Origin of the sequence: Streptomyces fildesensis (assembly GCF_016107395.1) — a bacterium.
Lineage (GTDB): Bacteria > Actinomycetota > Actinomycetes > Streptomycetales > Streptomycetaceae > Actinacidiphila > Actinacidiphila fildesensis.
This window is the reverse complement of the sequence record NZ_JAAIKO010000007.1, coordinates 266,396-292,261: the sequence shown is the minus strand read 5'-3', so window position 1 is coordinate 292,261 and position 25,866 is coordinate 266,396. Positions and strand designations below refer to the sequence as shown.

Annotated in this window: 22 protein-coding genes and 1 pseudogene; 13 read left to right on the top strand and 10 right to left on the bottom strand. The window is 70.4% G+C overall.

What is annotated here, in order from left to right; translation table 11 throughout:
* The first annotated feature begins 400 nt into the window (after positions 1 to 400).
* Entirely contained in the window at positions 401 to 1,447 is a 1,047-nt protein-coding gene (locus tag C6N31_RS14530; RefSeq protein WP_138352816.1) for a terpene synthase family protein, read from the top strand.
* Between the two features lie 45 nt (positions 1,448 to 1,492).
* On the opposite strand, the gene C6N31_RS14525 is transcribed toward C6N31_RS14530, so the two are convergent.
* From C6N31_RS14525 to C6N31_RS14505, 5 genes are read right to left on the bottom strand one after another with little or no spacing between them, the layout of a single operon-like run.
* Entirely contained in the window at positions 1,493 to 2,965 is a 1,473-nt protein-coding gene (locus C6N31_RS14525) for a cytochrome P450 (protein WP_138352817.1), read from the bottom strand.
* Positions 2,962 to 3,582 (bottom strand): GTP-binding protein, encoded by a 621-nt coding sequence (locus C6N31_RS14520; RefSeq protein ID WP_138352818.1) that lies wholly within the window; start codon positions 3,580 to 3,582, stop codon positions 2,962 to 2,964. Before C6N31_RS14520 ends, C6N31_RS14525 begins: the two co-directional genes overlap by 4 nt.
* Positions 3,563 to 3,922, bottom strand: a complete 360-nt coding sequence (locus C6N31_RS14515; protein WP_138352819.1) for a DUF742 domain-containing protein — start codon at positions 3,920 to 3,922, stop codon at positions 3,563 to 3,565. The genes C6N31_RS14520 and C6N31_RS14515 overlap by 20 nt, the downstream gene beginning before the upstream one ends.
* On the bottom strand, positions 3,919 to 4,326 hold the full coding sequence (locus tag C6N31_RS14510; protein WP_138352820.1) for a roadblock/LC7 domain-containing protein: 408 nt from the start codon (positions 4,324 to 4,326) through the stop codon (positions 3,919 to 3,921). The genes C6N31_RS14515 and C6N31_RS14510 overlap by 4 nt, the downstream gene beginning before the upstream one ends.
* A 2-nt stretch (positions 4,327 to 4,328) precedes the next feature.
* Positions 4,329 to 5,831 (bottom strand): sensor histidine kinase, encoded by a 1,503-nt coding sequence (locus C6N31_RS14505; protein ID WP_187145119.1) that lies wholly within the window; start codon positions 5,829 to 5,831, stop codon positions 4,329 to 4,331.
* A gap of 767 nt (positions 5,832 to 6,598) precedes the next feature.
* Between C6N31_RS14505 and C6N31_RS14500 the strand changes: the two genes are divergently transcribed.
* The 3 genes from C6N31_RS14500 (at position 6,599) to C6N31_RS14490 (ending at position 10,375) form a co-directional block, all read left to right on the top strand.
* Positions 6,599 to 7,150: a PadR family transcriptional regulator gene (locus C6N31_RS14500; RefSeq protein ID WP_138352821.1), complete on the top strand. Its 552-nt coding sequence runs from the start codon at positions 6,599 to 6,601 to the stop codon at positions 7,148 to 7,150.
* A 22-nt stretch (positions 7,151 to 7,172) separates the two neighbouring features.
* A complete protein-coding gene (locus C6N31_RS14495) occupies positions 7,173 to 8,873 on the top strand; it encodes an acyl-CoA dehydrogenase family protein (protein ID WP_138352822.1) in 1,701 nt (566 codons plus the stop codon).
* A 104-nt stretch (positions 8,874 to 8,977) separates the two neighbouring features.
* The gene (locus C6N31_RS14490) at positions 8,978 to 10,375 is read left to right on the top strand and encodes a VWA domain-containing protein (protein WP_138352823.1); all 1,398 of its coding nucleotides are present in this window, start codon (positions 8,978 to 8,980) and stop codon (positions 10,373 to 10,375) included.
* Positions 10,376 to 10,467: 92 nt separating this feature from the next.
* Here C6N31_RS14490 and katG read toward each other — a convergent pair whose 3' ends face one another.
* On the bottom strand, positions 10,468 to 12,699 hold the full coding sequence (katG, locus tag C6N31_RS14485) for a catalase/peroxidase HPI (RefSeq protein ID WP_138352824.1): 2,232 nt from the start codon (positions 12,697 to 12,699) through the stop codon (positions 10,468 to 10,470).
* A gap of 72 nt (positions 12,700 to 12,771) precedes the next feature.
* Positions 12,772 to 12,888 (bottom strand): annotated as a pseudogene (locus C6N31_RS14480) (transcriptional repressor); the annotation flags it as partial.
* Positions 12,889 to 13,082: 194 nt separating this feature from the next.
* On the opposite strand from C6N31_RS14480, the gene C6N31_RS14475 reads away from it, so the two are divergent.
* The 5 genes from C6N31_RS14475 (at position 13,083) to C6N31_RS14460 (ending at position 17,603) form a co-directional block, all read left to right on the top strand.
* Positions 13,083 to 13,493 (top strand): Fur family transcriptional regulator, encoded by a 411-nt coding sequence (locus tag C6N31_RS14475; RefSeq protein ID WP_138352825.1) that lies wholly within the window; start codon positions 13,083 to 13,085, stop codon positions 13,491 to 13,493.
* Between the two features lie 182 nt (positions 13,494 to 13,675).
* On the top strand, positions 13,676 to 14,872 hold the full coding sequence (locus C6N31_RS14470) for a cytochrome P450 (protein WP_138352826.1): 1,197 nt from the start codon (positions 13,676 to 13,678) through the stop codon (positions 14,870 to 14,872).
* A gap of 5 nt (positions 14,873 to 14,877) precedes the next feature.
* On the top strand, positions 14,878 to 14,970 hold the full coding sequence (locus C6N31_RS47125; protein WP_465269113.1) for a hyalucidin A family RiPP precursor: 93 nt from the start codon (positions 14,878 to 14,880) through the stop codon (positions 14,968 to 14,970).
* Between the two features lie 60 nt (positions 14,971 to 15,030).
* Positions 15,031 to 16,269 (top strand): cytochrome P450, encoded by a 1,239-nt coding sequence (locus C6N31_RS14465; protein WP_138352827.1) that lies wholly within the window; start codon positions 15,031 to 15,033, stop codon positions 16,267 to 16,269.
* 77 nt (positions 16,270 to 16,346) lie between these two features.
* Positions 16,347 to 17,603, top strand: a complete 1,257-nt coding sequence (locus C6N31_RS14460) for an MFS transporter (RefSeq protein ID WP_138352828.1) — start codon at positions 16,347 to 16,349, stop codon at positions 17,601 to 17,603.
* 80 nt (positions 17,604 to 17,683) lie between these two features.
* Here the strand turns inward: C6N31_RS14460 and C6N31_RS14455 are convergent, their stop codons facing one another.
* Positions 17,684 to 18,985, bottom strand: coding sequence for a serine hydrolase domain-containing protein (locus C6N31_RS14455; RefSeq protein ID WP_232485172.1), 1,302 nt, complete (start codon positions 18,983 to 18,985; stop codon positions 17,684 to 17,686).
* Positions 18,986 to 19,313: 328 nt separating this feature from the next.
* Between C6N31_RS14455 and C6N31_RS14450 the strand changes: the two genes are divergently transcribed.
* Together C6N31_RS14450 and lanL are read left to right on the top strand one after the other, a co-directional pair.
* On the top strand, positions 19,314 to 19,469 hold the full coding sequence (locus tag C6N31_RS14450; RefSeq protein WP_187145120.1) for an SflA family class IV lanthipeptide: 156 nt from the start codon (positions 19,314 to 19,316) through the stop codon (positions 19,467 to 19,469).
* 54 nt (positions 19,470 to 19,523) lie between these two features.
* Positions 19,524 to 22,166: a class IV lanthionine synthetase LanL gene (lanL, locus tag C6N31_RS14445; RefSeq protein WP_438817420.1), complete on the top strand. Its 2,643-nt coding sequence runs from the start codon at positions 19,524 to 19,526 to the stop codon at positions 22,164 to 22,166.
* Between the two features lie 83 nt (positions 22,167 to 22,249).
* Here the strand turns inward: lanL and C6N31_RS14440 are convergent, their stop codons facing one another.
* On the bottom strand, positions 22,250 to 23,134 hold the full coding sequence (locus tag C6N31_RS14440) for a sigma-70 family RNA polymerase sigma factor (protein ID WP_138352830.1): 885 nt from the start codon (positions 23,132 to 23,134) through the stop codon (positions 22,250 to 22,252).
* A 103-nt stretch (positions 23,135 to 23,237) separates the two neighbouring features.
* Between C6N31_RS14440 and C6N31_RS14435 the strand changes: the two genes are divergently transcribed.
* Entirely contained in the window at positions 23,238 to 23,999 is a 762-nt protein-coding gene (locus C6N31_RS14435; protein WP_198357655.1) for an SDR family oxidoreductase, read from the top strand.
* 10 nt (positions 24,000 to 24,009) lie between these two features.
* Here the strand turns inward: C6N31_RS14435 and C6N31_RS14430 are convergent, their stop codons facing one another.
* Positions 24,010 to 24,363: an ArsR/SmtB family transcription factor gene (locus tag C6N31_RS14430; RefSeq protein WP_138352832.1), complete on the bottom strand. Its 354-nt coding sequence runs from the start codon at positions 24,361 to 24,363 to the stop codon at positions 24,010 to 24,012.
* A 98-nt stretch (positions 24,364 to 24,461) separates the two neighbouring features.
* Between C6N31_RS14430 and C6N31_RS14425 the strand changes: the two genes are divergently transcribed.
* Complete coding sequence (locus C6N31_RS14425) at positions 24,462 to 25,820, top strand: NAD(P)-binding domain-containing protein (protein WP_198357654.1); 1,359 nt, start codon at positions 24,462 to 24,464, stop codon at positions 25,818 to 25,820.
* The last annotated feature ends 46 nt before the right edge of the window (positions 25,821 to 25,866 follow it).

Below are 25,866 nucleotides of genomic sequence, written 5' to 3'. Positions count from 1 at the left end.
TCCACCCGGGCGTCGGTCTCCTGCCGGCAGCGCATATCGGGCATCCGCCGGCGACCGCGGGGATGCGCGCGCCGGACGGGGTTCCGGTGATCAACTCGCCTCTGGTAGAACCTCCTTGATCACGGCTGGGACGGGGCGGCGGCTCCCGCGACGGCGGTGCTCCCGAGTCTCGACGGCATGGTTGGCTCCGGTTCTTCGATGGCATATTCCAAAGGCGAACTAAATGTCGCCTGCGCCCAGGACGGACAGCCCCGGCTGCTTCCTTCGGACGGTGCTTCGCGTCGCCCATCGATCGACGGAGGTCACAGAGGAGTCACGATCCAGACAGCCGCAACCGATCGGACGAAACGACCGTGCGCCCGCACCGGACCGGGCGCAGCCCCAGCCGAGGAGACCCCCCATGGCCACGAGAACCGCTCCTGAACTGCCGCCCTTCACCCTTGAGTGCCCCCCGATCTGGTGCCCGGTTCCGGCTCGCACGCATCCACAGGCGGACGGTATCGATGATCATCTCCTGGACTGGGTCAAACGCACCGATCTCATACGCAGTCGGCCGGCTGCCGAGCGCTTCCACTCGGCCGGCTTCGGTGAGTTCGCGGCTCGGGTGTATCCGCGAGCCACCCAGTTGCACTTGGTGGCGGAGTGGCAGGCGTTCAACTGGATCGTCGATGACCGGCTCGATGAGGGGTACCTCGAAGGCACCTACCAGGAACGCGAGGAGGTCGTCCGCGATCTGGTCGCCCAGCTGCCGCTGGATCTTCGCGCCCCTCGCGCGTCCGGTCCGCTGACGGCGGCGCTGTCTGACCTCTGGCAGCGGACGGCGTCCCAGCATTCCTGGGCGTGGCGAGAGCGGTTCGCCACTCACTACGTGGACTTCCTGGCGTTCACCCTGCTGCCGCACTCAGATCCGGAGAAGTCACAGGAATCCCCCTCCGACATGACGGCATTCATTCGGCGCCGCCGGTTGAACTCCGGGTGTGAGATGAGCTTCGACCTCATCGAAACAGCGAATGCCCGGGAGGTTCCGGCCTCCGTGGCGCGCAGTGACGCCTATCGAGCCGTCCGATTGGCTGCCAATGACGTCATCTCCTGGACCAACGACATGTTCTCCATACGCAAGGAGAACGCCCGCGGCGACCAGGACCACCTCGCGGCCGTTCTCCGACACGACACCGGTAGTACCTGGGAGGAGGCCCTCACCCACGCGTCGGACCTGGTCGAGGCGCTCACCCGGGATTTCCTCGAGGCCGCCGCTGACCTTCGCGCCATTCGCGGCGTTTACGGCCTCGACGAGGACGCCTGGACACGGGTGGATGAATCGCTGACCGACCTCGGCGAATGGATCGCCGGCAGTTTGAGCTGGCACCGGTGGTCCCCCCGCTACAGAGACGTGGAGACCACCGAAGCAGGCGCCGTTCCTACCTACATCGAAAGGCACTTGATGTGACCGCAGTGATTCAGATGCGGTCCGGCGCAGACCGCCCGGAGAAGGTCACCGACTCCGAAGCCAGCGGGTCAGCGCCCTCCACCAGGGCGTTCCCTGCTGTGGCGCGTGCTGTGGCGGCAGGGGGATCGGCGGGGCGGTGGGCAGCATCTCCGCCCTCGTCGGAGCCTGGGCCGTCGCCGGCGTCCGCTGAGCGGGCGGTGTGGTCGGCCACGGCGTCGCCGGCGTCGCCGATTGAGTGGGCCTGCGCGGGGTGAAGGTCACCGGAAGCGCGTCGAGGTTTCGGGACAGGAGGGTAGGAGTCCACGTCAACTCCTCCTCGTCGACGGCCAATGCCAGGTCGGGCAACCGGGTGAGCAGTGCGTCGATTCCCGTGTCCGCGATGGCGCGGCCGAGGTCCTGGCCCGGGCACTCGTGCGGCCCGCGACTGAATGCGAGGTGGGAACGGTTGCCGTACATCGGCACGGTCGGATCGGGGCGAACCGCGGGGTCGACGTTGCCGGCGGCGAGGCAGAGCACCAGCATGTCCCCACTCTTGATGCGCTGTCCGCCGAGTTCCGTGTCACCGGTGGCCCAGCGACCGTAGACGGCCGTGAAGGGCGGTGAGTCCCACAGCGACTGTTCCAGGGCGTCGGGAATGGTCATCTGGAGGCCGGCCAGCGACGCTCGGAACCGGCGGTCGGTGAGCACCATGCGCAGGGTGTTCACGATCAGGTTGGCCGTGGTCGAGTAGCCGGCGATGAGGACGAGGCGCAGGTGTTCCACGGCCTCGTCGTCGGTGAGCGACGCGGGATTGCCGATGAGCCAGGAGGCGAAGTCCTTGCCTGGTGTGGCGCGTTTGCGGGCTACGAGTGCCTGGAGCGTCCGCACCACGTAGTCGTTGCTCGCGATGGCCGTCTCCGAGCCCTTCATCATGTCCTGAGCGGCCTCGACCAGACGCGGGCCGTAGTCGTCGGACATACCGAGCAGCTGCGTCATGACCAGCATCGGCAGGTGCCCGGCGAACCGCGTCACCAGGTCGGCATGGCCGTCGGAGCAGAAGGTGTCGACCAGTTGGTTGGCGAAGCGGTTGACATAGCGGCGGATTCCGCGGCCGTCGAAGCGCTCCATGCTCTGGGTGACCGCGGCTCGCAGCCGTTGGTGCTCCTCGCCGTCGACGAAGGAGCACATGGGCTGCCAGGCGACGATCGGGAGCAGCGGTGAGTCCAGCGCGACGTTGCCCTTCTGCAGCTCCAGCCACCGGCGGGAGTCACGGGAGAACCGCGAGGGAGTACGAGCGACCTCCTCGTTCTCGCGATGGCCCAGGACCAGCCAGGCGGGGACGTCGCCGTGCAGCAGAACGGGCGCGACGGAGCCGTGTTCGCTGCGCAGCTGTTCGTACAGGGCCATCGGGTCCGCGTCGGCTTCCGGCCCGTAGAGCCGTCGCCGGCCGGCAACCGCTCCCGTGGAGTGGGCCGGGCACTCGGGGGGTGGGGTGGCGAAGCTGTTGGCGCGTGTGTCGTCGGCGTGAGGGGAGGTCACGTGTGCTCCGGGGTCGCGGTGAGGGAGTGCAGGTAGCGCATGAGCGTCATCAGGACGTCCCGGCTCGACGTGCGCGCGCGGGCGTCGCAGTTGACGATCGGAACGTTGCCGGGCAGGTCCAGGGCGGACCGCAGTTCCTCCGTGGGGTAGGAAGGCGCCTCCGGGAAGGTGTTTATGGCGACCACGAAGGGAACGCCGCGCTCTTCGAGCCGCCCGATCACATCGAAACTGACTTCGAGACGTCGGGTGTCGACCATGACGACGGCTCCGAGCGCCCCGTCGAACAGGCCGTTCCACAGGAACCAGAAGCGTTGCTGGCCGGGCGTTCCGAAGAGGTACAGCACGAGTTGCTCGTTGAGGGTGATCCGGCCGAAGTCCATCGCCACGGTGGTGGCGGCCTTCTGTTCGACACCGTGGACATCGTCCACACCGACGCCCGCCTGCGTCATCGTCTCCTCGGTCGACAGCGGTCGGATCTCACTCACCGATCCGACCAGGGTTGTCTTGCCGACCCCGAAGCCACCGACGATCACGACCTTCACCGCAGCGGCGGCAGTCGACGGCAGTATGTCCTCGCTCCGCGGCCCTGGGAGCGTGTCAGAGCTTCTGAAGTCCACGCATTACCGCCTCCAAGAGTTCAACATCGGGAAGAAGGGCGGGTGGAACAGGCTTTCGTGCCTCCACCCGTTCATCGGCCAGCAGGTCGGCGAGCAGTACGGTGACCACGCTGAAGGGCAGCTCCAGATAGGCGGAGATCTCCGCGACCGAGAGCGGGGAACTGCACATGCGCACGATGGCGACATGTTCGGGCTGCATCGTCGGCTGCGGCGGTGACCGCGACACGATCAGGGTGACCAGGTCGAGGACGACGTGCTCGGACGGACCACTACGCCCTCCGGTGATGACGTAGAGCCGCTCGGGGCTTGCTTCATCCCAATCTTGGTCTGATTCGCTCATGCGCGCTGCTCGTCGTTGCGTGGCGGGCTGCTCAAGTGCTCACCGATGCGGGCCACCAGGTCACGCATCCGAAGCCCCATCAAGCCCGCGTCGACTCCCTCGTCGGCGAGCACGGCCAGATACGCCCGCTCGCCGGCGGCCATGAGGTAGAAGAAGCCACCGGTGATCTCGATGACGACCATCCGCATCCGGCCGTCACTGTGCGGGACTTCCGCGGCGACCGCGGCCGCAAGGCTCTGCAGACCCGCGCACGCCGCGGCGAGGCGCTCAGCGGTGTCCCTTTCGGTGCCGTGCTGCGCCATGCACAAGCCGTCGGACGACAGAACCACCACGTGGCGGGTCTGCGGAACGCCTTCCGCGAGGTCCTTGAGCAACCAGTCGAAGTTGGCCCGCTGCTGAATCACGGCTATTCATCCCTATCCGACGACGTCGTGTCACTGACGTGATGATCAGAACCGGTGCCCGACGTCTCGCCGGACACACCCCGTTGGAAATCCGCCAGCCACAGGCCGGGCGGCGCGGGCTGATCGGCAGGCGGCGGTGCGGACTCGGCCGGGGCGTGTCGTGCGGACGCCGCTCCCCCGGAGGTGCCCGTGCGGCGGCTGCGCCGCTGCGGCAGGCCGTTCGGCGCCCGGTCGTATTCCGGCTCCGCTTCGGTCGCCCTCACCGGGCCGGTCACCGGGGGCCGGGCCGAGGGGAGCGCCGGTCTCCGTACCGAGAGGGCGGGGACGGCGGCGGCATGCCGGCCTCCTGCTGAGGGGACTTTGGTTCCGAGCTCCGGGCGGGTGACCGGGGCAGTCGTCGTGAGGTCGGTGGGAACGATCACCACCGCGCGGACGCCGCCATAGGCGGAGGGACGCAGCGAGACCTGCAGGTTGTGCTCCTGCGCCAGGCGTCCCACCACGGCCAGGCCGAGGCGCGGCGTTTCACCCAGGTCCTTCAGGTCGATCCCGGACTGCGCCTCGCGCAGCATTCGCTCGGCGCGCTCCCGGGCCTCCTCGCTCAGGCTCACACCGCCGTCCTCGATCTCGATGGCGATGCCGGACTGCACCTCCGATGCGGTCAGAATCACCCGCGTGTTCGGTGGCGAATACCGGGTCGCGTTGTCGAGAAGCTCGGCCAACGCGTGGATGACCGGCTCCACCGCAGGACCGACGAGGGCAATCTGCGTCACCGCCTGCAGGTCCACCCGCTGATAGTCCAGGATCCGCGACATGGCCCCGCGCAGCACGTTGTACAACGGGACTGCCTTGCTCCACTGCCGGCCGGAGCGCGCTCCGCCGAGTACGGCGATGCCGTCGGCGAGGCGTCCGACCAGCGCGGTGCCGTGGTCCAGACGCATCAGATCGCCGAGGACCTCGGGGTCCTGTCCGTGCCGTTCCTGCATCTCCCGGGTGGCGTGCGCCTGTTGGTGCACAATGGCTTGAACCCGACGGGCGATATTGACGAACGCGCGTTGCGCGGACTCCCGCAGACCCTCTTCGGCATCCACGGTTTCCAGCACCCAGCGCATCACCGCGAGGTGCTCGGTCCTGACGGGCCCCGCGAGGTCCAGCGCCTCGTCGACCGTCGCACCCTTCTGCAGCCGGCCCACGGCCTCCGGCAGCAGCTCTTCGGCCAGGCGCAGCGTCTGGATCTCCTGCTCGGCCAGCCGGCGTCCGAGGCCTTCGCCGGCTGCGGCGTGGTCCCTGCGCAGCTCGGCGATGACCTTCCCGCGCCGCACCGCGACAGCCGCCAGGACGGCGACGGCCAACGTGGCCGTCACAGCGCACCAGACGACCGACACACGTGCCTCAGCCGGAACGACGCACACGGCGACGGTCCCGACCACTGCGGTGACCACCGCGGGAAGCAGCAGCGCGAGGGCGGAGGATTGCCGTTGCCCAGGTGGCGATTGATCACGAACCATCTGCAACCTCAAGGTATCGAAAGTGGGGGGATGGCCCAGCGATTACACCTCGGACCAGTCGCTGCCGGCGGCCACACACAACCGACCTGACCCATACGTGTGACCATCACTGCGACGGCAGGCAGCAGGGCGACAACGGAGAGTATTGTGATCAACTCACCGCGCCGCCAAGGAGCATATCCGCTGCCGGCATGCCCCAGGCACATCCAGTCCAACTGATACGACGTGAACTCGCCTGTGGTACAAGGCATTTACTGGTTTCTGGCATCGCACATGTGGCCACTGCCGAAGCCGCGGACCCGGCTGCCGCAGCGAGCGCGAAGCGAACCGGCCACGCGGCGGACCACATGATTCGTCCCGGATTCGGCTCGTCGCCCCAGTCAGCCTGGTCCGGGCGCCCGGAATCAGCTCGAAGCGGCGGCGCGTTCCGGCCAGTTCCCTCGGCGTGATGCCGAGATCCGTGGCGACCTTCGGGCGGGCTTCTCGAACGTAGAGCTCGACCCGCTGGTGATGACCGCTGAGCCGTACTCCGTGGCCGGCCGCTCATGGATGGCCGAAGCCTTCACAGGATCTCCGCGCGGAGCATCGGGTCGACCAGCGGTGCGAACTCGTCGAACATCCTGGCGCGGGACCGCGCAGCCGGCGGTACCGTGCAGCCGCACGGCGCCCACCACCTGCTCGGACGGCCCGGCCGCGGCGCGTGATCCGTGTCTCAACCCGGCCGGGCCTCATTGCCTATGCAACTCGTTGCATAGCAGGATGCGGGTATGGCCCTAGAGCACGCGATCCTCGTCTCCCTGCTGGAGCAGCCCGGCTCCGGGTACGAGCTGGCGCGCCGCTTCGACCGTTCCATCGGCCGTTTCTGGACCGCCACCCACCAGCAGATCTACCGGGTGCTGCGGCGGATGGAGACGGACGGCTGGATCGCCGTCGAGGAGGTCGCCCAGGACGGCCGCCCGGACAAGAAGGTGTACTCCGCCGCCGCGCCGGGCCGGGCCGCCCTGGCGTCCTGGCTGCGCGAGCCCGTCGAACCGGAGACCGTCCGGCACGAGCTCGCCGTCAAGATCCGCGCCGCCGCCTTCGACGACCAGGCCGCACTGACCTCACTCATCTCCGAGGTCGAGCGGCACCGCGAGAGCCATGCCGCGCTGCTGGCCCGCTACCTCACCGGCGAGCGGCGCGACTTTCCCGACCTGACCTCGCCCTCCGCCCAGCAGGAACTGCAGCACGTGGTGCTGCGCGGCGGCATCGAGTACGAGCGGATGACCCTCGCCTGGCTGGACGACGTGCTCGCCACGCTCCACCGCATCGCCAACTGACCCTCATTCCCCTGGAGTCCACATGCTCTTCAACCCGCGTACCTACGACCCCGTACAGTTCGACGAGCGCACCCGACAGCTGCTCCGCGCCACCGTCGACTGGTTCGAGTCGCGCGGCAAGAAGGCACTCATCGACACCTACGTCGACCGCGCCTGGTACGGCGACTTCCTGGAGTTCGCGGCGAAGGAAGGGCTCTTCGCGGAGTTCCTCACCCCGTCCTCCGCGGACGACTCGAAGCGCTGGGACACCGCGCGGATCGCCGAGCTGAACGAGATCCTGGGCTTCTACGGGCTGGGCTACTGGTACACCTGGCAGGTCACCATCCTGGGCCTGGGACCGGTCTGGCAGAGCGGGAACGAGGCCGTGCGGGAGCGCGCCGCGAAGCTCCTGTCCGAGGGCCACGTCATGGCCTTCGGCCTCTCCGAGCGGACGCACGGCGCGGACATCTACTCGACCGACATGATCCTCACCCCGGACGGTGCGGGCGGCTTCACCGCGAGCGGCTCCAAGTACTACATCGGCAACGGCAACGTCGCCGGCCTGGTCTCGGTCTTCGGCCGCCGCTCGGACATCGAGGGTCCCGAGGGCTATGTCTTCTTCGCCGCCGACAGCCGGCACGAGGCGTACCACCTGGTGAAGAACGTGGTGAACTCGCAGATGTACGTCAGCGAGTTCCGCCTCGACAGCTACCCGGTGCGCGCCGAGGACGTGCTGCACACCGGCAAGGCCGCCTTCGACGCCGCGCTGAACACCGTCAACGTCGGCAAGTTCAACCTCTGCACCGCGTCCATCGGCATCTGCGAGCACGCGATGTACGAGGCCGTCACGCACGCGGACAACCGGGTGCTGTACGGCCGGAAGGTCACCGACTTCCCGCACGTGCGGCGCGAGCTGACCGACGCGTACACCCGCCTCACCGCGATGAAGCTGTTCAGCGACCGCGCCGTCGACTACTTCCGCTCCGCCTCGCCCGAGGACCGCCGCTACCTGCTCTTCAACCCGATGACCAAGATGAAGGTCACCACCGAGGGCGAGAAGGTCATCGACCTGATGTGGGACGTCATCGCGGCCAAGGGCTTCGAGACGGACACCTACTTCGACAAGGCCGCGCGCGACATCCGCGGCCTGCCGAAGCTGGAGGGCACGGTGCACGTCAACCTCGCCCTGATCCTCAAGTTCATGGCGAACTACCTGTTCGCCCCGGCCGAGTACCCCGCCGTGCCGAGCCGTCTCGACCCGGCCGACGACACCTTTTTGTTCCAGCAGGGCCCGGCCCGGGGCCTGGGCGCGATCCGCTTCCACGACTGGCGCACCGCGTACGACGCGCACGCGCACCTGCCCAACGTGGCCCGCTTCCGCGAGCAGGCGGACGGCCTCTGCACCCTGCTCCGCACCCACGCGCCGAGCGAGGAGCAGCAGCAGGACCTGGACTTCCTGCTGGAGATCGGCCAGCTGTTCGCCCTGGTCGTCTACGGCCAGCTGGTGCTGGAGCAGGCCGAGCTGACCGGCCTGGACGCCGACCTGCTGGACGAGATCTTCGACGTCCTGGTGCGCGACTTCTCCACCCACGCCACCGATCTGCACGGCAAGAGCTCCACCACCGACGAGCAGGCCGCCTGGGCGCTGGCCCACATCCGCCGCCCGGTCTCGGACGCCGGCCGCGCGGCCCGGGTCTGGACCCAGGTCGAGGCACTGTCCGGCGCGTACGAGATGCAGCCGTAGGACCGATCGGTCGAGGGGGTGCCGCCGGTGCGGCGCCCCCTCTGCTACGCCGGGAGCCGACGGGCTCCGGTGAATTTTTCCGCCGGTGCGGCAGACTGGCCGTCGTGACCTCGACACCTTCGCTCGGTAAGGGCGCCAATGTCCCCGTTGCTGCCACCGCCGTCCGGGCCGTGCTGACCTGGGGCGCGGGCCCGGGCGTGCCGGACGTCGACGCTTCCGCGCTGCTGCTCACGGAGGCGGGGCGGGTGCGTTCCGACGCCGACTTCGTCTTCTACAACCAGCCGGAACACCCCAGGGGCGCGGTGCGCCATGTGGGCTCGGCGGCGTCCGGCGAGGACGTGATCGACGTGGACCTGGGCCGGATCGAGCCCGCCATCGACCGCGTCCTGCTGGGCGCGTCCGCCGACGGTGGCACGTTCGGCCAGGTCCCGGCGCTGCGACTGCGGCTCCTCGACCTGGCGACCAACGCCGAGCTGGCGCGCTTCGACATGACGGCCACCACCGAGACCGCCTTCCTGGGCGGAGAGCTGTACCGGCGCGGGGACGGCTGGAAGTTCCGCGCGGTGGGACAGGGGTACGCGTCGGGGCTCGCGGGCCTCGCGCAGGACTTCGGGATCAGCGTGGACGAGGAGCCGCCGGCCGCGGCCGCGGCCGCGACGCCGACACCCGTGCCCGTAGTACCGCCGCCGCCACCGCCGTCGCCGGCGGGGCCCGCCGCCCCGGCCATGCCCGCCCGGCTCACCAAGGGCGAGGAGAACCTGCCCGTCGACATGCGCAAGCGGCTCTCGCTGCGCAAGCAGCAGGTCGCCGTCAGCCTGCGCAAGCACGGTGCGGAAGGCGTGGTCGCCCGGGTGATCCTGGTCCTCGACGCCTCGGGATCGATGGCCGGCCTCTACTCGCGCGGCACCGTCCACAGCGTGGTCGAGCGGATGGCCGCGGTCGCCGCACAGGTCGACGACGACGGCGAGATGCAAGCCTGGACGTTCGCCTCGCACCCGGCCCGGCTGCCCGACCTGACCGTCGGCGATCTGCCCGACTGGCTCGAACTCCATGTACGGGTGGGCCAGATCAGCCTGTTCGGCCGCAAGAAGCCGCCGAAGGGACAGCGCCCGGGACAAGTCGACATGCGCGTAGTCGGCATCCAGAACGAGGAGCAGAAGGTCATCGCCGAGGTCCGCCGATTCGTGCGCGACAACCCGGCGCAGGCGCCGACCCTGGTGCTGTTCTTCTCCGACGGCGGGGTGTACCGCAACGCCGAGATCGAGCAGGAGCTGCGCGCGGCCGTGGAGGAGCCGGTGTTCTGGCAGTTCGTCGGTCTCGGCCGGGCCAACTTCGGGGTGCTGGAGAAGTTCGACAACATGCCCGGCCGGCGGGTCGACAACGTCGGCTTCTTCGCCGTGGACGACATCGACAAGGTCTCGGACGAGGAGCTGTACGACCGTCTGCTGCAGGAGTTCCCGTCCTGGCTGAAGGCGGCCCGCTCCGCCGGGATCCTTCGCTAGCCCCGAAGGTTCTGGCAGAACGGAAACGTCCGGGCCGGCCCCTGCGGGCCGACCCGGACGCGGTGATCACCGGCTGTGATCAGTCCTCGTGATCAGACGAGGTCGAACCGGTCGAGGTTCATGACCTTGTGCCACGCCGCGACGAAGTCCGTCACGAACTTCTCCTTGGCGTCATCGCTGGCGTAGACCTCCGCGAGCGCGCGCAGCTCGGAGTTCGACCCGAAGACGAGGTCGGCCCGGCTGCCGGTCCACTTGACCTCGCCCGTGGCGGCGTCGCGGCCCTCGAACGTGTTCGCGTCCTCGGACGTCGGCTGCCACGTCGTGCCCAGGTCGAGCAGGTTGACGAAGAAGTCGTTCGTCAGGGTCCCCGGGGTCGTGGTGAGGACACCGAGCGCCGACTGCTGGTGGTTCGCGCCCAGGACGCGGAGACCACCGACGAGGGCCGTCATCTCGGGGGCGCTCAGGGTCAGCAGGTTCGCCCGGTCGATCAGCAGGTACTCGGCCGGCAGCCGGTTGCCCTTCCCGAGGTAGTTGCGGAACCCGTCGGCGGCCGGCTCGAGCGCGGCGAACGACTCCACGTCCGTCTGCTCCTGCGACGCGTCGGCGCGGCCCGGCGTGAACGGGACCTCGACGTCGAAGCCCGCGTCCTTGGCGGCCTTCTCCACGGCGGCACCGCCCGCGAGCACGATCAGGTCGGCGAACGAGATCGCCTTGCCGCCGGTCAGGGTGGCGTTGAACGCCTGCTGGACGCCTTCGAGCGTGCGCAGCACCTGCGCCAGCTCGTCGGGTTCGTTGACCTCCCAGCCGCTCTGCGGCTGGAGACGGACGCGCGCACCGTTGGCGCCGCCGCGCTTGTCACTGCCGCGGAAGGAGGAGGCCGACGCCCAGGCGGCGGACACGAGCTGGGCCACCGACAGGCCCGAGGCGAGGATCTGCCCCTTGAGGGACGCGACGTCCCCGGCGTCGACGAGCTCGTGCGTCACCGCGGGAAGCGGGTCCTGCCACAGCAGCGTCTCGGTCGGGACCTCCGGGCCGAGGTAGCGCACGACCGGGCCCATGTCGCGGTGGGTCAGCTTGAACCACGCGCGGGCGAAGGCGTCCGCGAGCTGGTCGGGGTTCTCCAGGAAGCGCCGCGAGATCTGCTCGTAGGCCGGGTCGAACCGGAGCGCGAGGTCGGTCGTCAGCATCGTCGGAGCGTGGCTCTTCGACGCGTCGTGGGCGTCCGGTACGGTGCCCGCACCCGCGCCGTTCTTCGGCCGCCACTGGTGCGCACCGGCGGGGCTCTTGAACAGCTCCCACTCGTTGCCGAACAGGATCTCGAAGAAGCTGTTGTCCCACGCGATCGGGGTGTTCGTCCAGATACCCTCGAGACCGCTGGTGATCGCGTCGCCGCCCTTGCCGGTGCGGTAGGAGCTCTTCCAGCCGAGGCCCTGCTGCTCGAGCGGGGCGGCCTCGGGATCGTCGCCGACGCTGTCCGCCGGGCCCGCGCCGTGCGTCTTGCCGAAGGTGTGACCGCCCGCGATCAGGGCGACCGTCTCCTCGTCGTTCATCGCCATCCGCAGGAACGTCTCACGGATGTCGCGTGCCGCGGCGAGCGGGTCCGGGTTGCCGTTGGGGCCTTCCGGGTTGACGTAGATGAGGCCCATCTGGACCGCGCCGAGGGGGTTCTCCAGCTCACGGTCGCCGGTGTAGCGCTCGTCGTCGAGCCAGGTGGTCTCAGGACCCCAGTAGACGTCCTCGTCGGGCTCCCAGACGTCCGCACGACCGCCGCCGAAGCCGAAGGTCTCGAAGCCCATCGTCTCCAGGGCGACGTTGCCGGTGAGGATCATGAGGTCGGCCCACGAGATGCTCTGGCCGTACTTCTTCTTGACCGGCCACAGCAGGCGGCGGGCCTTGTCGAGGCTCACGTTGTCCGGCCAGCTGTTGAGGGGGGCGAACCGCTGCTGACCGGCCCCGGCGCCGCCGCGGCCGTCGCTGATCCGGTAGGTACCCGCGCTGTGCCACGCCATACGGATCATGAGCGGGCCGTAGTGGCCGAAGTCGGCGGGCCACCAGTCCTGCGAGGTCGTCAGCACCTCCGCGATGTCCCGCTTCACGGCCGGCAGGTCGAGGGCCTTGAACGCCTCGGCGTAGTCGAACTCCTCGCCGAGGGGGTTGGCCACGGCGGGGTTCTTGGCGAGGATCTTCAGGTTGAGCCGCTCCGGCCACCACTGGCGGTTTCCGCCGCCCTGCGTCGGGTGCGCGGCGCGCCCGTGCGCGACCGGGCAGCCACCCCCGCCCTCCGCCTTCGCGTCTGTGACGATCGCGTCGTTGTTCTCAGTCATGGGAATCCTTCCGGACCTGGGAGATCACGGTGCTCTGTAACTGCGGGCGGGGGGAACGGCCGGGGCGCGGGCCCCGGGACCGTCCGGGACGGTGACCACCACGGCGTCGACGCCGTGGTGGTCACCGTCCCGGACGGTCCCGGGCAGCGCGACGTGGGCGGCCGTCACCCGCAGGCCGGCACCGCGCAGCTCCTCGGCGGTGGTCCCGTACGTCTCTGTCTCCTGCCGTACTGGAGGCTTCCTGTCTCTTGGCTATTGCCGGAACCGATCCTACGATGGACAGATTCCAAGTCAAGAAGCGCGCCAGGCCCACATCCAATCGGAACCCGGACATCCATCGGTAAACTTCGGGCATCCCACCGAACCTGAATAGGTGAACCGATATGAGTGACCTGCTGGAACGACTGCGTGGCCGTGGCTGGCGGATGACCTCCCAGCGACGTGTCGTTGCGGAGGTCCTCGACGGCGACCACGTGCATCTCACGGCCGACGAGGTGCACGCCCGCGCGGCGCAGCGGCTGCCCGAGATCTCCCGGGCGACCGTCTACAACACCCTGGGCGAGATGGTGTCCCTCGGCGAGGTCATAGAGGTCGCCACCGACGGCCGCGCCAAGCGCTACGACCCCAATGCCCACCACCCGCACCAGCACCTGGTGTGCTCCACCTGCGGCACCATCCGCGACGTCCACCCCACCGGCGATCCGCTGGCCGACCTCCCGGCGGAGGAGCGCTTCGGCTTCGCCGTGTCCCAGGTCGAGGTCACCTACCGCGGACTGTGCCCCTCCTGCGTCTAGGCGCCGCTTGACCGGACCGCACCGACGGATCGCACCGACTGGGCCGGATCAGGTCGTGACAGGGCGCCGGCGGCGGAGCACGCTGTCTCACGGCGGTCCGGTATCAGGGGGCGCGGGATCCACCGCGGCCGGACGCAGGCCCAGACTTTCCCGTGGCCTCCCGTCCGTTCGAGGAGGATGCCATGGCGTCGGCGGCCGGCGGCGGAACGAACGGTCGAGCGGCGGGGCCGCGCCATGACGCGGCCGCCTACCACCGAGACCCCTTGGCGTTCCTGGAGACGGAGTTCGACGCCACCCACGACGTGTGGCGCTCCGCGTCGGGCCGGCTGTGCGTGGCCGATCCGGAGGCCGCACGCGCGGTGATGGGCAACCGCCGGGGCCTGTTCGTCGAGACGTCCGATTTCTTCCACACCCGCGACGGCGTCTTCGGCCCCAGATCCGCGCAGATCGAGATCGGCCGGGCGGCCCGCGCGCTGGTGCGCGGCCGGCTCGACGCCCGCCGGGACCGGCTGCCGCTCCTGGTCGAAGAGCGGCTCGCACCCTCCGCCGACTGGCCGGACGCGGGAAATCTCCTGGTCCGCGAACACCTGCGGGACGTCCTGCTGTGCCCGGAAGCACCCGCGGAGCTGCACGAAACCGTCGACGGCATCATCACCCGCGCGGTGCTGTCCGGCGCGCCGCTGCGCCATTCCGCGCTGTCGCGGCTCGCGTTCCGCCGCCGGGCCATGCGCGTCCTGACCCGGGAGATCCGGGCCCGCCGGAGCGCGGGCCCTCACGACCGTCCGCCGCGCGACCTGCTCGACGTGACCATCACCGGAGCAGGACCGCCGGCGGATCCCGGCCAACTCGCCGAGGTCTATCTGTCGTTCCTGTTCGCCACGGTCGGCTCGATCGGCTTCGCCCTCGGCTGGGCGGTCCTCCTCGTCGGCACCCACCCCGGCACCGACGGCGACGAGCCGGAGTGGATCGTCAGGGAGGCGATGCGGCTCCGGCCGGTCGCGTGGCTGTTCGCCCGTACTCCGAGCCGTGTGCACGAGCTGGCCGGAGTCACGGTCGGCCCGCGGGACGACGTGGACGTGTGCTCCTACCTCGTGCACCGCCACCCGCGGCACTGGGACCGCCCCGACGAGTTCGCGCCACGTCGCTGGGCGCAGTCCCTCGTCGATCCGGCCTTCATGCCGTTCGGGTTCGGGCCGCACACCTGTGCCGGCGCGACCGTGACGATGACGCTGCTGGAAGACCTGATCCGCATCATCACCCACGACTGGCGGCTATCGGTCACAGCCGGCGGCGACAGGCCCCGTCCGGGCCCCGCGCTGGCTCCTCCGCGTTTCACCGCGGAACTGCACGCCCGCGTCGATCCCCCCGGGAGGAGGTGAACACGATGAGGAAGCTCTACCGCTCGGCGATGTCGGCACTCAACATCCGGGCCGGCTACTCCACGAACATCCACTGGTACCTCTACCACCACATCTGATCGGCAGAGCTGCGGGGAGCCGCCGACGGCGGCTCCCCGCACGCCGCGAGAGGCGAGGCGATGACCACTCCGCACCATCCCACCGACTTCCTGCACGATCTGCGCCAGCGCAGCGCGGCCGAAGGCGGCCTCTTCTGGATGGACGACGACCTGCTCGCCGTCTTCGAGCCGAACGCGGCACGCCAGGTGAGCGGTGCGAACTGGCACCACCTCGTCATGCCGGACCGCCTCGTCGACCTGATCAGGCGGCGCCGCAGCCCGCAGGTGCGGTGGACCCGGGTACGCGGCGCGTGGCTCGCCCAGCTGCACAAGCTCACCACCGGCGAGCACAACGCCGACATGATCACGCGGATGGAACGGATCATCGACGCGCGGCTCGGCGACGACGTGGACCTCGTCCTGCTCGCGCAGGAAGTGGCCGTTCAGTCCATGCTGCCGGTCGCCCTGTCGGGCCTCACCCCTCGCGAGGCCGGCCACATCAGCCAGGACCTCGACCAGAAACTGCTCCGCCTGATCGCCCGCCAACCGGGCACCGGGCCATGGCATCACCTGCGTTTCGCCGCGGTACAGGTCCGGGCCGGCGTCGTCGTACGGCGGGTGCTGCGTGAGCGGGCCGCCGGCCGCCGCCCCCGTGAGCTGGACCTCGCCGATCCGATCGTCGACCTGCTTCCGGAGCTCGGCATGGACCGCGCGCTGGACGTGGTCACCGCCGTGCTCACCGCGATCGGCGGTCCGCCCGGTGCCGCGGCGGCGAGCGTGCTGTACGAGCTGGCCAGGAACCCGGAGTGGGCGCGGCGGCTGACCACCGAGCTGCGGGCCGTGGACCCGGCCGGGTTCTGTGCCGCACCGACGAAGGCGGCGCCGGTCACCCACCGGTTCGTCAAGGAGGTGCTGCGGATGTGGAGCCCGCCGCTGCTCCTCATGCGGCGCTCCCGGTTCTCGTTCGACCTCGGTACCACCCGGCTGGAGAAGGACCAGGGCTACCTGCTGAGCCCGCACATGATCCACCGCGACCCCCGGTGCTGGCAGCAGGCCGACACGTTCGACCCGGACCGCTTCCTGCCCGGCGCGCCGCACGGACCGGTCGACAAGAACCACTACGTACCCTTCGGCTGGGCGCCGAAGAACTGCGTCGGCGCCGACATCGGCATGATCCAGCTGATGACGCTCTGCTATCTGATGTGCACCCGCTACCGCCTCACCGTGCAGGACCCCGCATCGATCACCATGGCGTACCGCTTCGCGCCGGTGCCGCAGGGGTTCCGCGGCCACCTCGCGGCCGAACGATCGGTGGTTTGACCCGCCGGTGCCCGGACCGCTTGGATCGCAGTGGCCAACGCGAGGTGGTTCGGGCGACACGGCAAGGGGCGGGCTGGATGCTGGGCAGGAGATCACTGGGGCGGCAGTTCGAGTGGCTCTGGGCGTCGTTCGCGGTCAGCACGTTCGGCAGCTGGATCGCGCTCGACGCGTTCCCGTTGATCGCGATCCTCGCGCTGCACGCAGGACCGGCCGCGGTGTCGGGGCTCGCGGCGGCGGGACTGGCGGTGGGGGCGGCGGTCGCGGTGCCGCTCGGCCCCTGGGTGGAGTTCCGCCGCAAGCGGCCGGTGATGATGGCGATGGACCTGACCCGGTTCGCCGCGCTGCTGACCGTCCCGGCCGCGTACGCGCTCGGGCGGCTCACCTTCATCCAGCTGCTGGTCGTGTCGGTCGTCGTCGCCGCGGCCAACATCACCTTCCGATCGGCTGCCGGCGCCTGCTTGAAGGCACTCGTGCGGCCGGAGGACCTGCTCGTCGCGAACGGGCGGTTCGAATCCACGACCTGGACCGCCACCGCGCTCGGACCGCCGCTCGGCGGGGCGGCGATCGGGCTGTTCGGCCCGGTGACGACCGTGGTGGCCGACGCGGTCAGCTACTTGCTCTCGGCAGCCGGGATCCGCGCGATCGGCGGCAAGGAGCCGCGCCCCGAGCGAACCGCCGCACCCCGCTTCCGGGCCGGCGACCTGCTCGAAGGGTGGCGGTACATCCTGAGCCACCCGGCGCTGCGCCCCTTGTTCTTCAACACGATCCTGGTCAGCGGCCTGATCATGGCGACCTCGCCGGTGCTCGCCGTCCTGATGCTGAGTCACCTCGGCTTCGCACCGTGGCAGTACGGTCTCGCGTTCGGAGCACCGTGCGTCGGCGGTCTCATCGGCTCACGGCTGGCCCGTCCGCTCGTCGCGCGGTTCGGACAGCACAAGGTCATGCTCGCCGCCGGGACGCTGCGCGCCTGCTGGCTGCCCGGGCTGTTCTTCATCCGCCCAGGCGTCGCCGGGCTCGTACTCGTCATCGCCGTCGAACTCGGGTTGATCACCTGCATGGGCGTGTTCAACCCGGTGTTCGCCACCTACCGCCTCGAACAGACCCCGACGGACCGCGTCGCCCGCACCCTGTCCGCCTGGTCGGTCTCCAGCAACGCCACCATCGCCGCGCTGACCGCCCTGTGGGGTCTGCTCGCCGGCGTCACCAGCCCGCGCACCGCGATCGTGATCGCCGGACTCCTCATGCTGGCGACGCCGTTCCTGCTCCCGCGCCGTGACCGGACGCCGCACGAGGATGACGCCGCGGTCGGCAGCCGGGCCGTGACGGGCGTCTGATCCGGCCCTGCCGCGTCGGGTGCTCCCGGCCGGTGGCCGCGCGCCCTCGCCGGGTCGCACGGCCACCGGCCGGAACGTACTCAGTGCCGGGCGACGTTCGGCGCGATGTCCTCGTAGAACGGCGCCTTCGGGGTGGCGGCCGCCGACCGCTTCGAGGACGGGCCCTGGGTGGCCGGAGTCTTCGGGGCGGGGGCCTTGCCGCAGAAGGCCGCTTCGAGGGTGTTGCCGAGGATGGTGTTGACGTTGCCGTTGTTGGAGGTGTTGGCCATCGAGCTGACGCTGCGGCGGCCGTCACGGGTCGTGAAGGCGTAGGAGTAGAAGCCCTGCACGGTGCCGGTGTGACCGTAGACCGAGATCCCGCAGGACAGGTCGCGCTGACGCAGGCCGAGTCCGTAGAAACGGGTTCCGGTGTCGTCGCTGGGCGTCATCTTGAGCATCTCGGTGAGCATGCCCGAGCTCAGCAGCCGGCCGCCCAGCAGGGACGAGAAGAAGCGGTTGAGGTCCCGCGGGTTCGAGACCATGGCACCGGCCGACTGGGCCCAGGAGACCGTCTGGTCGGTGGAGTCGACCAGCGGCGCGCCCGCCTCGTCGGGGGTCAGATAGCCCTTGATGTGGCGGCCGGGGATGGTGGCGCTCGGGTGCACGTAGAAGGTGTTGTTCAGCTGCAGCGGAGTGATGATGCGCCGCTGGTACTCGGCGCCCACCGGGTTGCCGGTGACCTTCTCGATCAGTGCGCCGACGACCACGAAGTTGGTGTTGGAGTACTGGTAGGCGGCGCCCGGCTTGGCCGTCCTCGGGTGGGCGAGCGAGAGATTCACCAGCTCCTGGTACGTGAACACCTTGTTCCGGACCGCCTCGAACCCGGGAACCGTGTTGGCGAACATGTCGTTGGTGTAGTCCCACAGACCACTGCGGTGGGTCAGCAGATGCCGCACCGTGATCGTCGAGTCGGGCAGCAGACCCGGCAGGTACTGGTTGACCGGCGCGTCCAGCGCGATCTTGCCCTCCTGGACGAGCTGCAGCAGCACCACCGTCGAGAAGGACTTGGTGATGCTGCCGATGCGGAAGCGCGCATCGGTGTTCATGGCCTGCCCGTTGGCGCGGTCGGCCACCCCGGCGGTCTCCCGGTAGACGGTGTTCCCGTTGTCGATACGGGTCATCACGCCCGGCGCGCCGCCGGCCATCACCTGCGCGAAGACCTTGTGCAGGGCATCGAGATCCGGCTTCGGCAGCGCGTCGTCCTGCCGAGCGGTGATGCCCACTTCGGTCCCCGCCGTGGTCCGGGCTTCGGACGGGGCAGCGAGGGCCGGGACCGAGGCGACGGCGAGAGCCAGCACCGAAGCGCTCATCGCCGCGCGCCTACCGAACTTGCCTTGCACCATGACGCTCCTTGTTCCTGACTCGGCTGATCCGGTGATCATCGCAGCTGCGGATTCTGTTCCCGCGTATGCCGCGCTCCTTCTCGCCGTCGAAGAGAGACCGGCGCGGCGTTTGGTTCCACTGCGGATGATCTTGTTCGGATTTCCGGCCCGCAAGTCGGCTGGTTTACGACGTTCCTCCTTCGCGGGCGTCCAGGAGACTGTGACGGTCCGACAGCCCGCTACTCGCCGCTCTGGCTGCGTGCTCTCCGGCGCGGCGGGACGGCGTGGACGGCCGTGAGGACGCTCGGTTCGTGAAATGGAATGCCCGCTCTTTCGCGAAAGGATCGATATGAGCCCTGTGGAACTGGACATCCGTGACGCCGGTCCGCTGGATGTGGAAGCGGAGGGGATCACGTTCGAGGACGAGCTGGATCCCGGCCGCGGTGCCGAAGCGTGCTTGGCTGATCCCTGGGTCACCGCGACCACGCGGTTCGCATGTGACTAGCCCGGCCGGTCCACCGTCGGCAGAACCGATCCTTTGAGGCCGGAGCCGGCACCGGTGCCGGCTCCGGTGCCGGGCTCGGTTCCGGGGTCGGTTCCGGGGTCGGTTCCGGGGTCGGGGTCGGTTCCGGGCGGGTCCGCGCCGGACCTGGGGGAGCGGCTCGACGCGCTCGTGGCCGGTCACGAGCGTCGCCGTAGTGCGGATGATGTCTGGCTCTATCTGTTCGATCCGCGTATGCCGGCGATGGAGCACGGCTGGAAACTGCACGTCTCCGCCCGGCCCGACGACCTCGCCGGGACCATGGAGCTACTCGTCCCGGTGCTGCTGCGCTACACCTGCGAAGCGAAGTTCGCGCGGAGCGCCGCGGTGCTGGGGGAGTTGAACGCAGGGGTGCGGGACCAGGCCCTCGTCGGGAAGGCGGTCACCGTCTATCCCCGCGGGCAGGATGTGGCGGCGCTCGGCAGGGAACTGGCCGAGGTCCTGGCCGGGCGCGCCGGACCGCGGGTGCTCAGCGATCGCCGGGTGCGGCCGGACGCTCCGGTCTACTACCGGTACGGCCCCTTCCGGGCGCCCGGGGCGATCGGAGCCGGCGCGTCGGCGCTCCTCATGACCGGTCCTGACGGTCAGAGCTTCGCCGGTCGTGCGAGCAGCCGGTACCGCCAACCCCCTTGGACGAAGGATCCGTTCGGGGCGGCCGCGCCCGGCCCGGGGCGACCTGCCACGCGCCTTGTCGGCGGCAGATACCGGCTCACCGGGGGCATCGCGCGGTCCCCGCACGGGGACGTCTACCGCGCTGTGGACACGGTGACCGGTGGCCGGGTGGTGGTCAAGCAGGCCAGAGCGTATGCCGGCGAGGACGAGCACGGAGTGGACGCCCGTGGCCGGCTGCGCAACGAACGTGCCGTGCTGGCGGCGCTGGACGGCCTCGACGGCGTGCCGCGCGTCGTCGACCACGTGCGGCACGGCGAGGACGAGTACCTGGTCACCACGGACTGCGGTCCCCGTGACCTGCGCCGCGACGTGCTGGAGCACGGGCCTTATGGTGCAGATCCCCATCGCACCGGGCGTCAGATCTCCACGCTGGCACGTCAGTTGCTGGCCTCGCTCGACGCGGTGCATGCCCGAGGGGTGGTGGTGTGCGACCTGAAACCGGGCAACGTGGTCATCGGCTCGGACGGCATCTGTCGTCTTGTCGACTTCGGCATCGGTGCTCTGGGGTCTCGTCGCCCGGCCGGTGCGACACCCGGCTACACCCTCCCCGTGTACCGCGCCGGAGCCCCGCCCCACCCGGCGGACGACCTCTACGCACTCGGCGCGACCCTGCACTTCGCGCTGACCGGCATGGACCCGGTGGTCGTCGACCCCGACCACGCCGTCAACCGTGACCGGACACTGGCCTGCTTGGACGGCGCGCTGCCCGGCGCCGCCCACCGTCCGGTCCGCGCGCTGGTCGCCGGGTTGCTCAGCCTCGATCCCGCGGAACGAGTGGCCTGTGCGGGACGGTTACGGGCCGGCCTGCCGGAACCGGTCGGCGGGCGCCGTCCGCCGACTCCGCCACGGATCACCGCCGGGCTGCTGGACGACGTGATCGCGCACACCGTCGCCGGTTGTGTGCGCGCCTCCCGGTCACCCGCCGGGCCGGGCGGACGTCACACGGGCTCGACCGTGACGCTCTACGCGGGCTCGGCCGGGGTGGGCCTGGAACTCCTGCACCACACTGACCATCCAGGCGTACCGCAGGCCGTCGCCGACCTGGCCCGCCGAACGGCGGAACACCCCGAGACGGCCGCGCTGTCCGCTGCCCTGTACACCGGCCGTACCGGAGTGGAGCTGTTCCTGGCATCGGCCGCCGACGCGTTCCCGTCTCCTCACGGTGGCCCGGCGCCCTCGGATCCGCCCGGCCTGCTGCACTACGACGGCAGCGGCGACCAGATCGGCGGTGCGGCAGGCACCGGAACGGGCCAACTGCTCCTGGCACACCGGGCCCGCGTTGCGGGACATCAGGAGAGGGCAGCCGCGCACCTGGCCGCAGCGGGCCGATGCGCCCGGGAGCTGTTGAACCGGACCGGGCAGCCCGAGGAAGAGGGATCGGGGCTGCCGCAGGCACCCTCGCTCGCGGCCTACGACCACGGCTTCGCTCACGGCAGGGCGGGAATCGTCCACTTCCTGCACGTCTACCACCGGGCCACCGCCGACCGGGCCGTCGGTGCTGCGGCCCGGGCCGGCCTCACCCAACTCGCCGCGGACACCCCCGGCCTGCTCGCTGCCGCCGCCCGCCCTGGCGCCTCCCGGCGCTATGGATCGTGGTGTCGCGGAATGGCGGGCATAGGCGCCGTCCTGATCGCGGCGGGCAGCCGGGACGAGGACAGGGAGCTTCTCGAACTCGGCCTGCGCTGCGCCCGGGTGTGCCGCGCGCTCGCACCGCGGATGAGCCTGGTCTCCCAGTGCTGCGGTCTGGCCGGCGTCGGCGAACTGCTCGTCGACGCGGCCGTCGCCACGGGCGACGACAGCTTCTGGCGGGACGCGGAAGACGTGGCGGGGCTGATCCTGGCCCGTAGTGGCGGGACCGCCCGGCAGCCGTTGCTGCCCGACAACACCCTCGTCGGCTCCGACTCGGCCTGGGCGACGGGCAGCGCGGGAGCGCTGTCCTTCCTGCGCCGACTGCGCGACCACGGCGGGCAGCGTCTCTGCGGTGCGTGAGACGTCAGGTATGCGCCGCACGCATTGATGCCGGGAGCACTTCGTATCCGTGCTCCCGGCCGTGCTGAGGGTGTTGAGTCAGGTCAGCTGTCGAGGACGGCGAGGTCGACCTGGTGGAGGGCATCCGGGTCGGCGATGATCTCGATCTCGGTGACCAGGTCATCGGTGATGGTGAAGTCGAGCACCAGGTACAGCCGACCGAAGGGGGCCATGGCGAGCCCGACCGTTCCGTTGACCAGCGCCGCCACGGTGGACCGAGCGCGTTCCATGGCGGCCATCGCGCCCTTGGCCACGGTCTGCGCGCCGCTGATGAGGATGGGCTCGGGGGTGGGGACGACCGACCTGTCGGCCCGGAGTACGACATCCGGGTGGAGCAGGGCGACGAGCGCGTCGAAGTCGCCGCCTCGGGTGGCGGCCAGGAAGGCGTCCACGACCCGGCGTTGGCGGGTCAGATCGGTGTCGGGGACCGCCGTTCCCCCTTTGACCCGGCGGCGGGCCCGGCTCGCGAGCTGCCGTGTGGCGGCAGGGGAGCGTTCGATCAGCGGGGCGATCTCGTCGAAGGGCACGGTGAACATGTCGTGCAGCACGAAGGCGAGGCGCTCGGGCGGCGTCAGCGTGTCGAGCACCACCAGCAGGGCCAGGCCGACGGAGTCGGCCATCAACGCCTCCTGCTCGGGGTCGACCCCGTCCGGCCGGCCGAGGGCCGGGTCGGGCTCGTGGAATGCGAGGGGTTCCTCGCGGCGGTGGTCGCGCGAGCGCAGCATGTTCAGACACACGCGTGACACGACGGTCGTCAGCCAGCCGCCGAGGTTCTCCACGCTGCCGGCGTCGGTACGACTGAGGCGCAGCCAGGTCTCCTGCACGGCGTCGTCGGCCTCGCTCACCGAGCCGAGCATCCGGTAGGCCACGGCCCGAAGGCGAACCCGGTCCTCCTCGAAACGCTCGATCAGCGATGCGTTCTCGTCCATCGGTCACATTCCTTCGTCGCCGGGGGTCATAGCAGTAGATCCACAGAACCGAGCTGAAGGTACCGGGAGGCCGACTCCCGGACCGAACGAATTTGGAGCAGCCATGACGTCAACGATCCTGGTCACCGGTGGTACGGGCACTCTGGGCGGCCACGTCGTCCCCCTGCTGCGGGCGGCCGGGCGCGAGGTTCGCGTCCTCAGCCGGCAGCACCGTGAGTCCGTGGACGGCGTCGCGTACGTGAGCGGCGATCTCCTCACGGGCGAGGGAATCGAGGCGGCGGTGGACGGCATCGATGTCATCCTGCACCTCGCGGGCGGGCCCAAGGGCGATGACGAGGCGACCCGGAATCTGATGCGGGCCGCATCGCGCGCCGGAGTGCGACACGTGGTGTACGTCTCCGTGATCGGCACGGACAAGATGCCGCTGGGCTGGTTCCAGGCCAAGTTGGGCGCGGAGCGGGCCGTCGCCGAGTCCGGCATCCCGTGGACGACGCTGCGCGCGGCCCAGTTCCACGACCTGGTCCTGACGGTGGTGGAGAAGATGGGGAAGCTGCCGGTGATCCCGGTCCCGGGCGGACTGCGGTTCCAGCCGGTCGACTCGCGTGAGGTCGCGGCCCGGCTGGTGGAACTGGCCCTCGGCGAACCGGCCGGCCTGGTGCCCGACCTGGCGGGGCCGAAGGTGTACGGGATGGCCGACCTGAGCCGCGGCTATCTGCGGGCGCGCGGCAAGCACCGCCTGATGATGCCGGTGCGGATGCCCGGAAAGGCCGGCCGCGCCTACCGGGCCGCCGAGAACCTGTCGCTCGACGGGGCAGCCGTGGGCGAGCGGACCTGGGAGGACTTCCTGGCGGAGCGGGTCGGCTGACACCCCGGTTTCAGGCGGTCAGTACGCCGGCCATGGCGGCGAGCACCGCGGGGACCACGCGGTAGTAGACCCAGGTGCCCCGCCGCTCGGAGGTGAGGAGGCCGGCCTCGCGCAGCTTCTTGAGGTGATGGCTGACGGTGGGCTGCGAGACGCCGACGTCGGAGATGTCGCAGACGCAGGCCTCCCCGCCGTCGTGCGAGGCGACCAGGGAGAACAGCCGCAGCCGGACCGGATCGCCGAGAGCCTTGAACATCGCCGCGGTCAGTTCCGCCTCGAGGACGGTCAGCGGCCGCTGCGTCAGCGGCGGGCAGCACGGCACGGCCGGCCGCAGAACCGGCAACTCGGCAACCTCTGAATTCGACATGCGTCTATGTTGACACCCATCGATGCCGGTGGCAAGGTTCACTGTATCGATGCATGTCGAAACAGCGCCGTCCTGCCGCTCTGAAAGGCTCAACCGCCATGAGTACGACCACCGTCCTTCCCGTCGTCGTCATCGGAGCCGGCCCCGTCGGGCTGGCCGCCGCCGCCCAGCTCCTGGACCGCGGACTGGAACCCTTGGTCCTGGAAGCCGGGACCGGTGCGGGCAGCGCGGTGCGCGAGTGGGGGCACGTGCGGCTCTTCTCCACCTGGAGCGAGGTCGTCGATCCGGCCGCGGAGAAGCTGCTGGCCCCCACCGGCTGGCTCCACCCCGACGGGACCACCTACCCCTCCGGCGCGGACTGGGCTGAGAAGTATCTGCAGCCGCTGGCGGACGCTCTCGGTGACCGGGTCCGGTACGACGCCCGGGTGACCGGTGTGTCACGGGCCGGACGGGATCGCGTCGTGGACGCCGACCGTGCCGAGCAGCCCTTCACCGTCCACCTCGCCGGTTCCGGCGGGGCCGAGGAGCGGATCACCGCCCGCGCCGTCATCGACGCCTCCGGCACCTGGTCGACCCCCGCCCCGCTGGGCGGCGACGGCCTGCCGGCGCTCGGCGAGCGCGCCGCCGCCGACCGCATCGCCTACCGCGTCCCGGACCTCGCAGACCCGGCCGTCCGCGCCCGGTACGCCGGCAGACGCACCGCTGTCGTGGGCTCCGGCGCCTCCGCGTTCACCGCGTTGGCCTACCTCGCCGACCTCGCCAAGGACGCCCCCGGCACGCACGCGGTGTGGATTCTGCGCCGTGGCCTCAGCGGGAGCACCTTCGGCGGCGGCGAAGCCGATCAGCTGCCCGCCCGCGGCGCCCTCGGCCTGCGCGCGAAGGCGGCCGTCGAGGCCGGTCACGCCAATGCCGTGACCGGATTCCGCACGGCCGCTGTGGAGCGTGACGGCGGGCGGCTCGTGCTGGTCGGGGAGGACGGCACCCGGCTGGAGCCGGTCGACGAGATCATCGGCCTGACCGGTCTGCGCCCCGACCTGTCGTTCGTCGGCGAACTGCGCCTCGGCCTGGACGAGCGCCTGCAGGCGCCCGTCGCACTCGCGCCGCTGATCGACCCCAACGTCCACTCGTGCGGCACCGTCTACCCGCACGGCGTCAAAGAGCTCTCCCACCCCGAGGCCGGCGCCTACCTGGTCGGCATGAAGTCCTACGGTCGCGCGCCGACGTTCCTGGCCATGACCGGCTATGAGCAGGTCCGCTCCATCGCCGCGTCCCTCGCCGGCGATCACCAGTCCGCCGAACGCGTCGAGTTGACCCTGCCCGAGACCGGAGTGTGCGGCGGAGCGGGGCTCTTCGACGAAGCCGAGGCCCCCACCGACGGCGGCGGCTGCTGCTCGGCCCCGGCCACCCTTCAGATCGGCACGGCCGCCCCCGCACGCACCGCGTCGGGTGGCTGCTGACGGTGGTGCTGCCCGGCGGCCGTACGCCGCCGGCCCGGTGGTGGGG

Excerpts from the sequence above, each read along its gene's own strand:
- katG (WP_138352824.1), bottom strand. The coding sequence starts at position 12,699 with ATGACTGAGAACAACGACGCGATCGTCACAGACGCGAAGGCGGAGGGC.
- C6N31_RS47125 (WP_465269113.1), top strand. The coding sequence starts at position 14,878 with ATGAGGAAGCTCTACCGCTCGGCGATGTCGGCACTCAACATCCGGGCC.
- C6N31_RS14505 (WP_187145119.1), bottom strand. The coding sequence starts at position 5,831 with ATGGTTCGTGATCAATCGCCACCTGGGCAACGGCAATCCTCCGCCCTC.
- C6N31_RS14470 (WP_138352826.1), top strand. The coding sequence starts at position 13,676 with ATGGCGTCGGCGGCCGGCGGCGGAACGAACGGTCGAGCGGCGGGGCCG.
- C6N31_RS14530 (WP_138352816.1), top strand. The coding sequence starts at position 401 with ATGGCCACGAGAACCGCTCCTGAACTGCCGCCCTTCACCCTTGAGTGC.
- C6N31_RS14455 (WP_232485172.1), bottom strand. The coding sequence starts at position 18,985 with ATGGTGCAAGGCAAGTTCGGTAGGCGCGCGGCGATGAGCGCTTCGGTG.
- C6N31_RS14460 (WP_138352828.1), top strand. The coding sequence starts at position 16,347 with ATGCTGGGCAGGAGATCACTGGGGCGGCAGTTCGAGTGGCTCTGGGCG.
- C6N31_RS14500 (WP_138352821.1), top strand. The coding sequence starts at position 6,599 with ATGGCCCTAGAGCACGCGATCCTCGTCTCCCTGCTGGAGCAGCCCGGC.
- C6N31_RS14450 (WP_187145120.1), top strand. The coding sequence starts at position 19,314 with ATGAGCCCTGTGGAACTGGACATCCGTGACGCCGGTCCGCTGGATGTG.
- C6N31_RS14515 (WP_138352819.1), bottom strand. The coding sequence starts at position 3,922 with ATGAGCGAATCAGACCAAGATTGGGATGAAGCAAGCCCCGAGCGGCTC.
- C6N31_RS14440 (WP_138352830.1), bottom strand. The coding sequence starts at position 23,134 with ATGGACGAGAACGCATCGCTGATCGAGCGTTTCGAGGAGGACCGGGTT.
- C6N31_RS14475 (WP_138352825.1), top strand. The coding sequence starts at position 13,083 with ATGAGTGACCTGCTGGAACGACTGCGTGGCCGTGGCTGGCGGATGACC.
- C6N31_RS14425 (WP_198357654.1), top strand. The coding sequence starts at position 24,462 with ATGAGTACGACCACCGTCCTTCCCGTCGTCGTCATCGGAGCCGGCCCC.
- C6N31_RS14435 (WP_198357655.1), top strand. The coding sequence starts at position 23,238 with ATGACGTCAACGATCCTGGTCACCGGTGGTACGGGCACTCTGGGCGGC.
- C6N31_RS14430 (WP_138352832.1), bottom strand. The coding sequence starts at position 24,363 with ATGTCGAATTCAGAGGTTGCCGAGTTGCCGGTTCTGCGGCCGGCCGTG.
- C6N31_RS14495 (WP_138352822.1), top strand. The coding sequence starts at position 7,173 with ATGCTCTTCAACCCGCGTACCTACGACCCCGTACAGTTCGACGAGCGC.
- C6N31_RS14465 (WP_138352827.1), top strand. The coding sequence starts at position 15,031 with ATGACCACTCCGCACCATCCCACCGACTTCCTGCACGATCTGCGCCAG.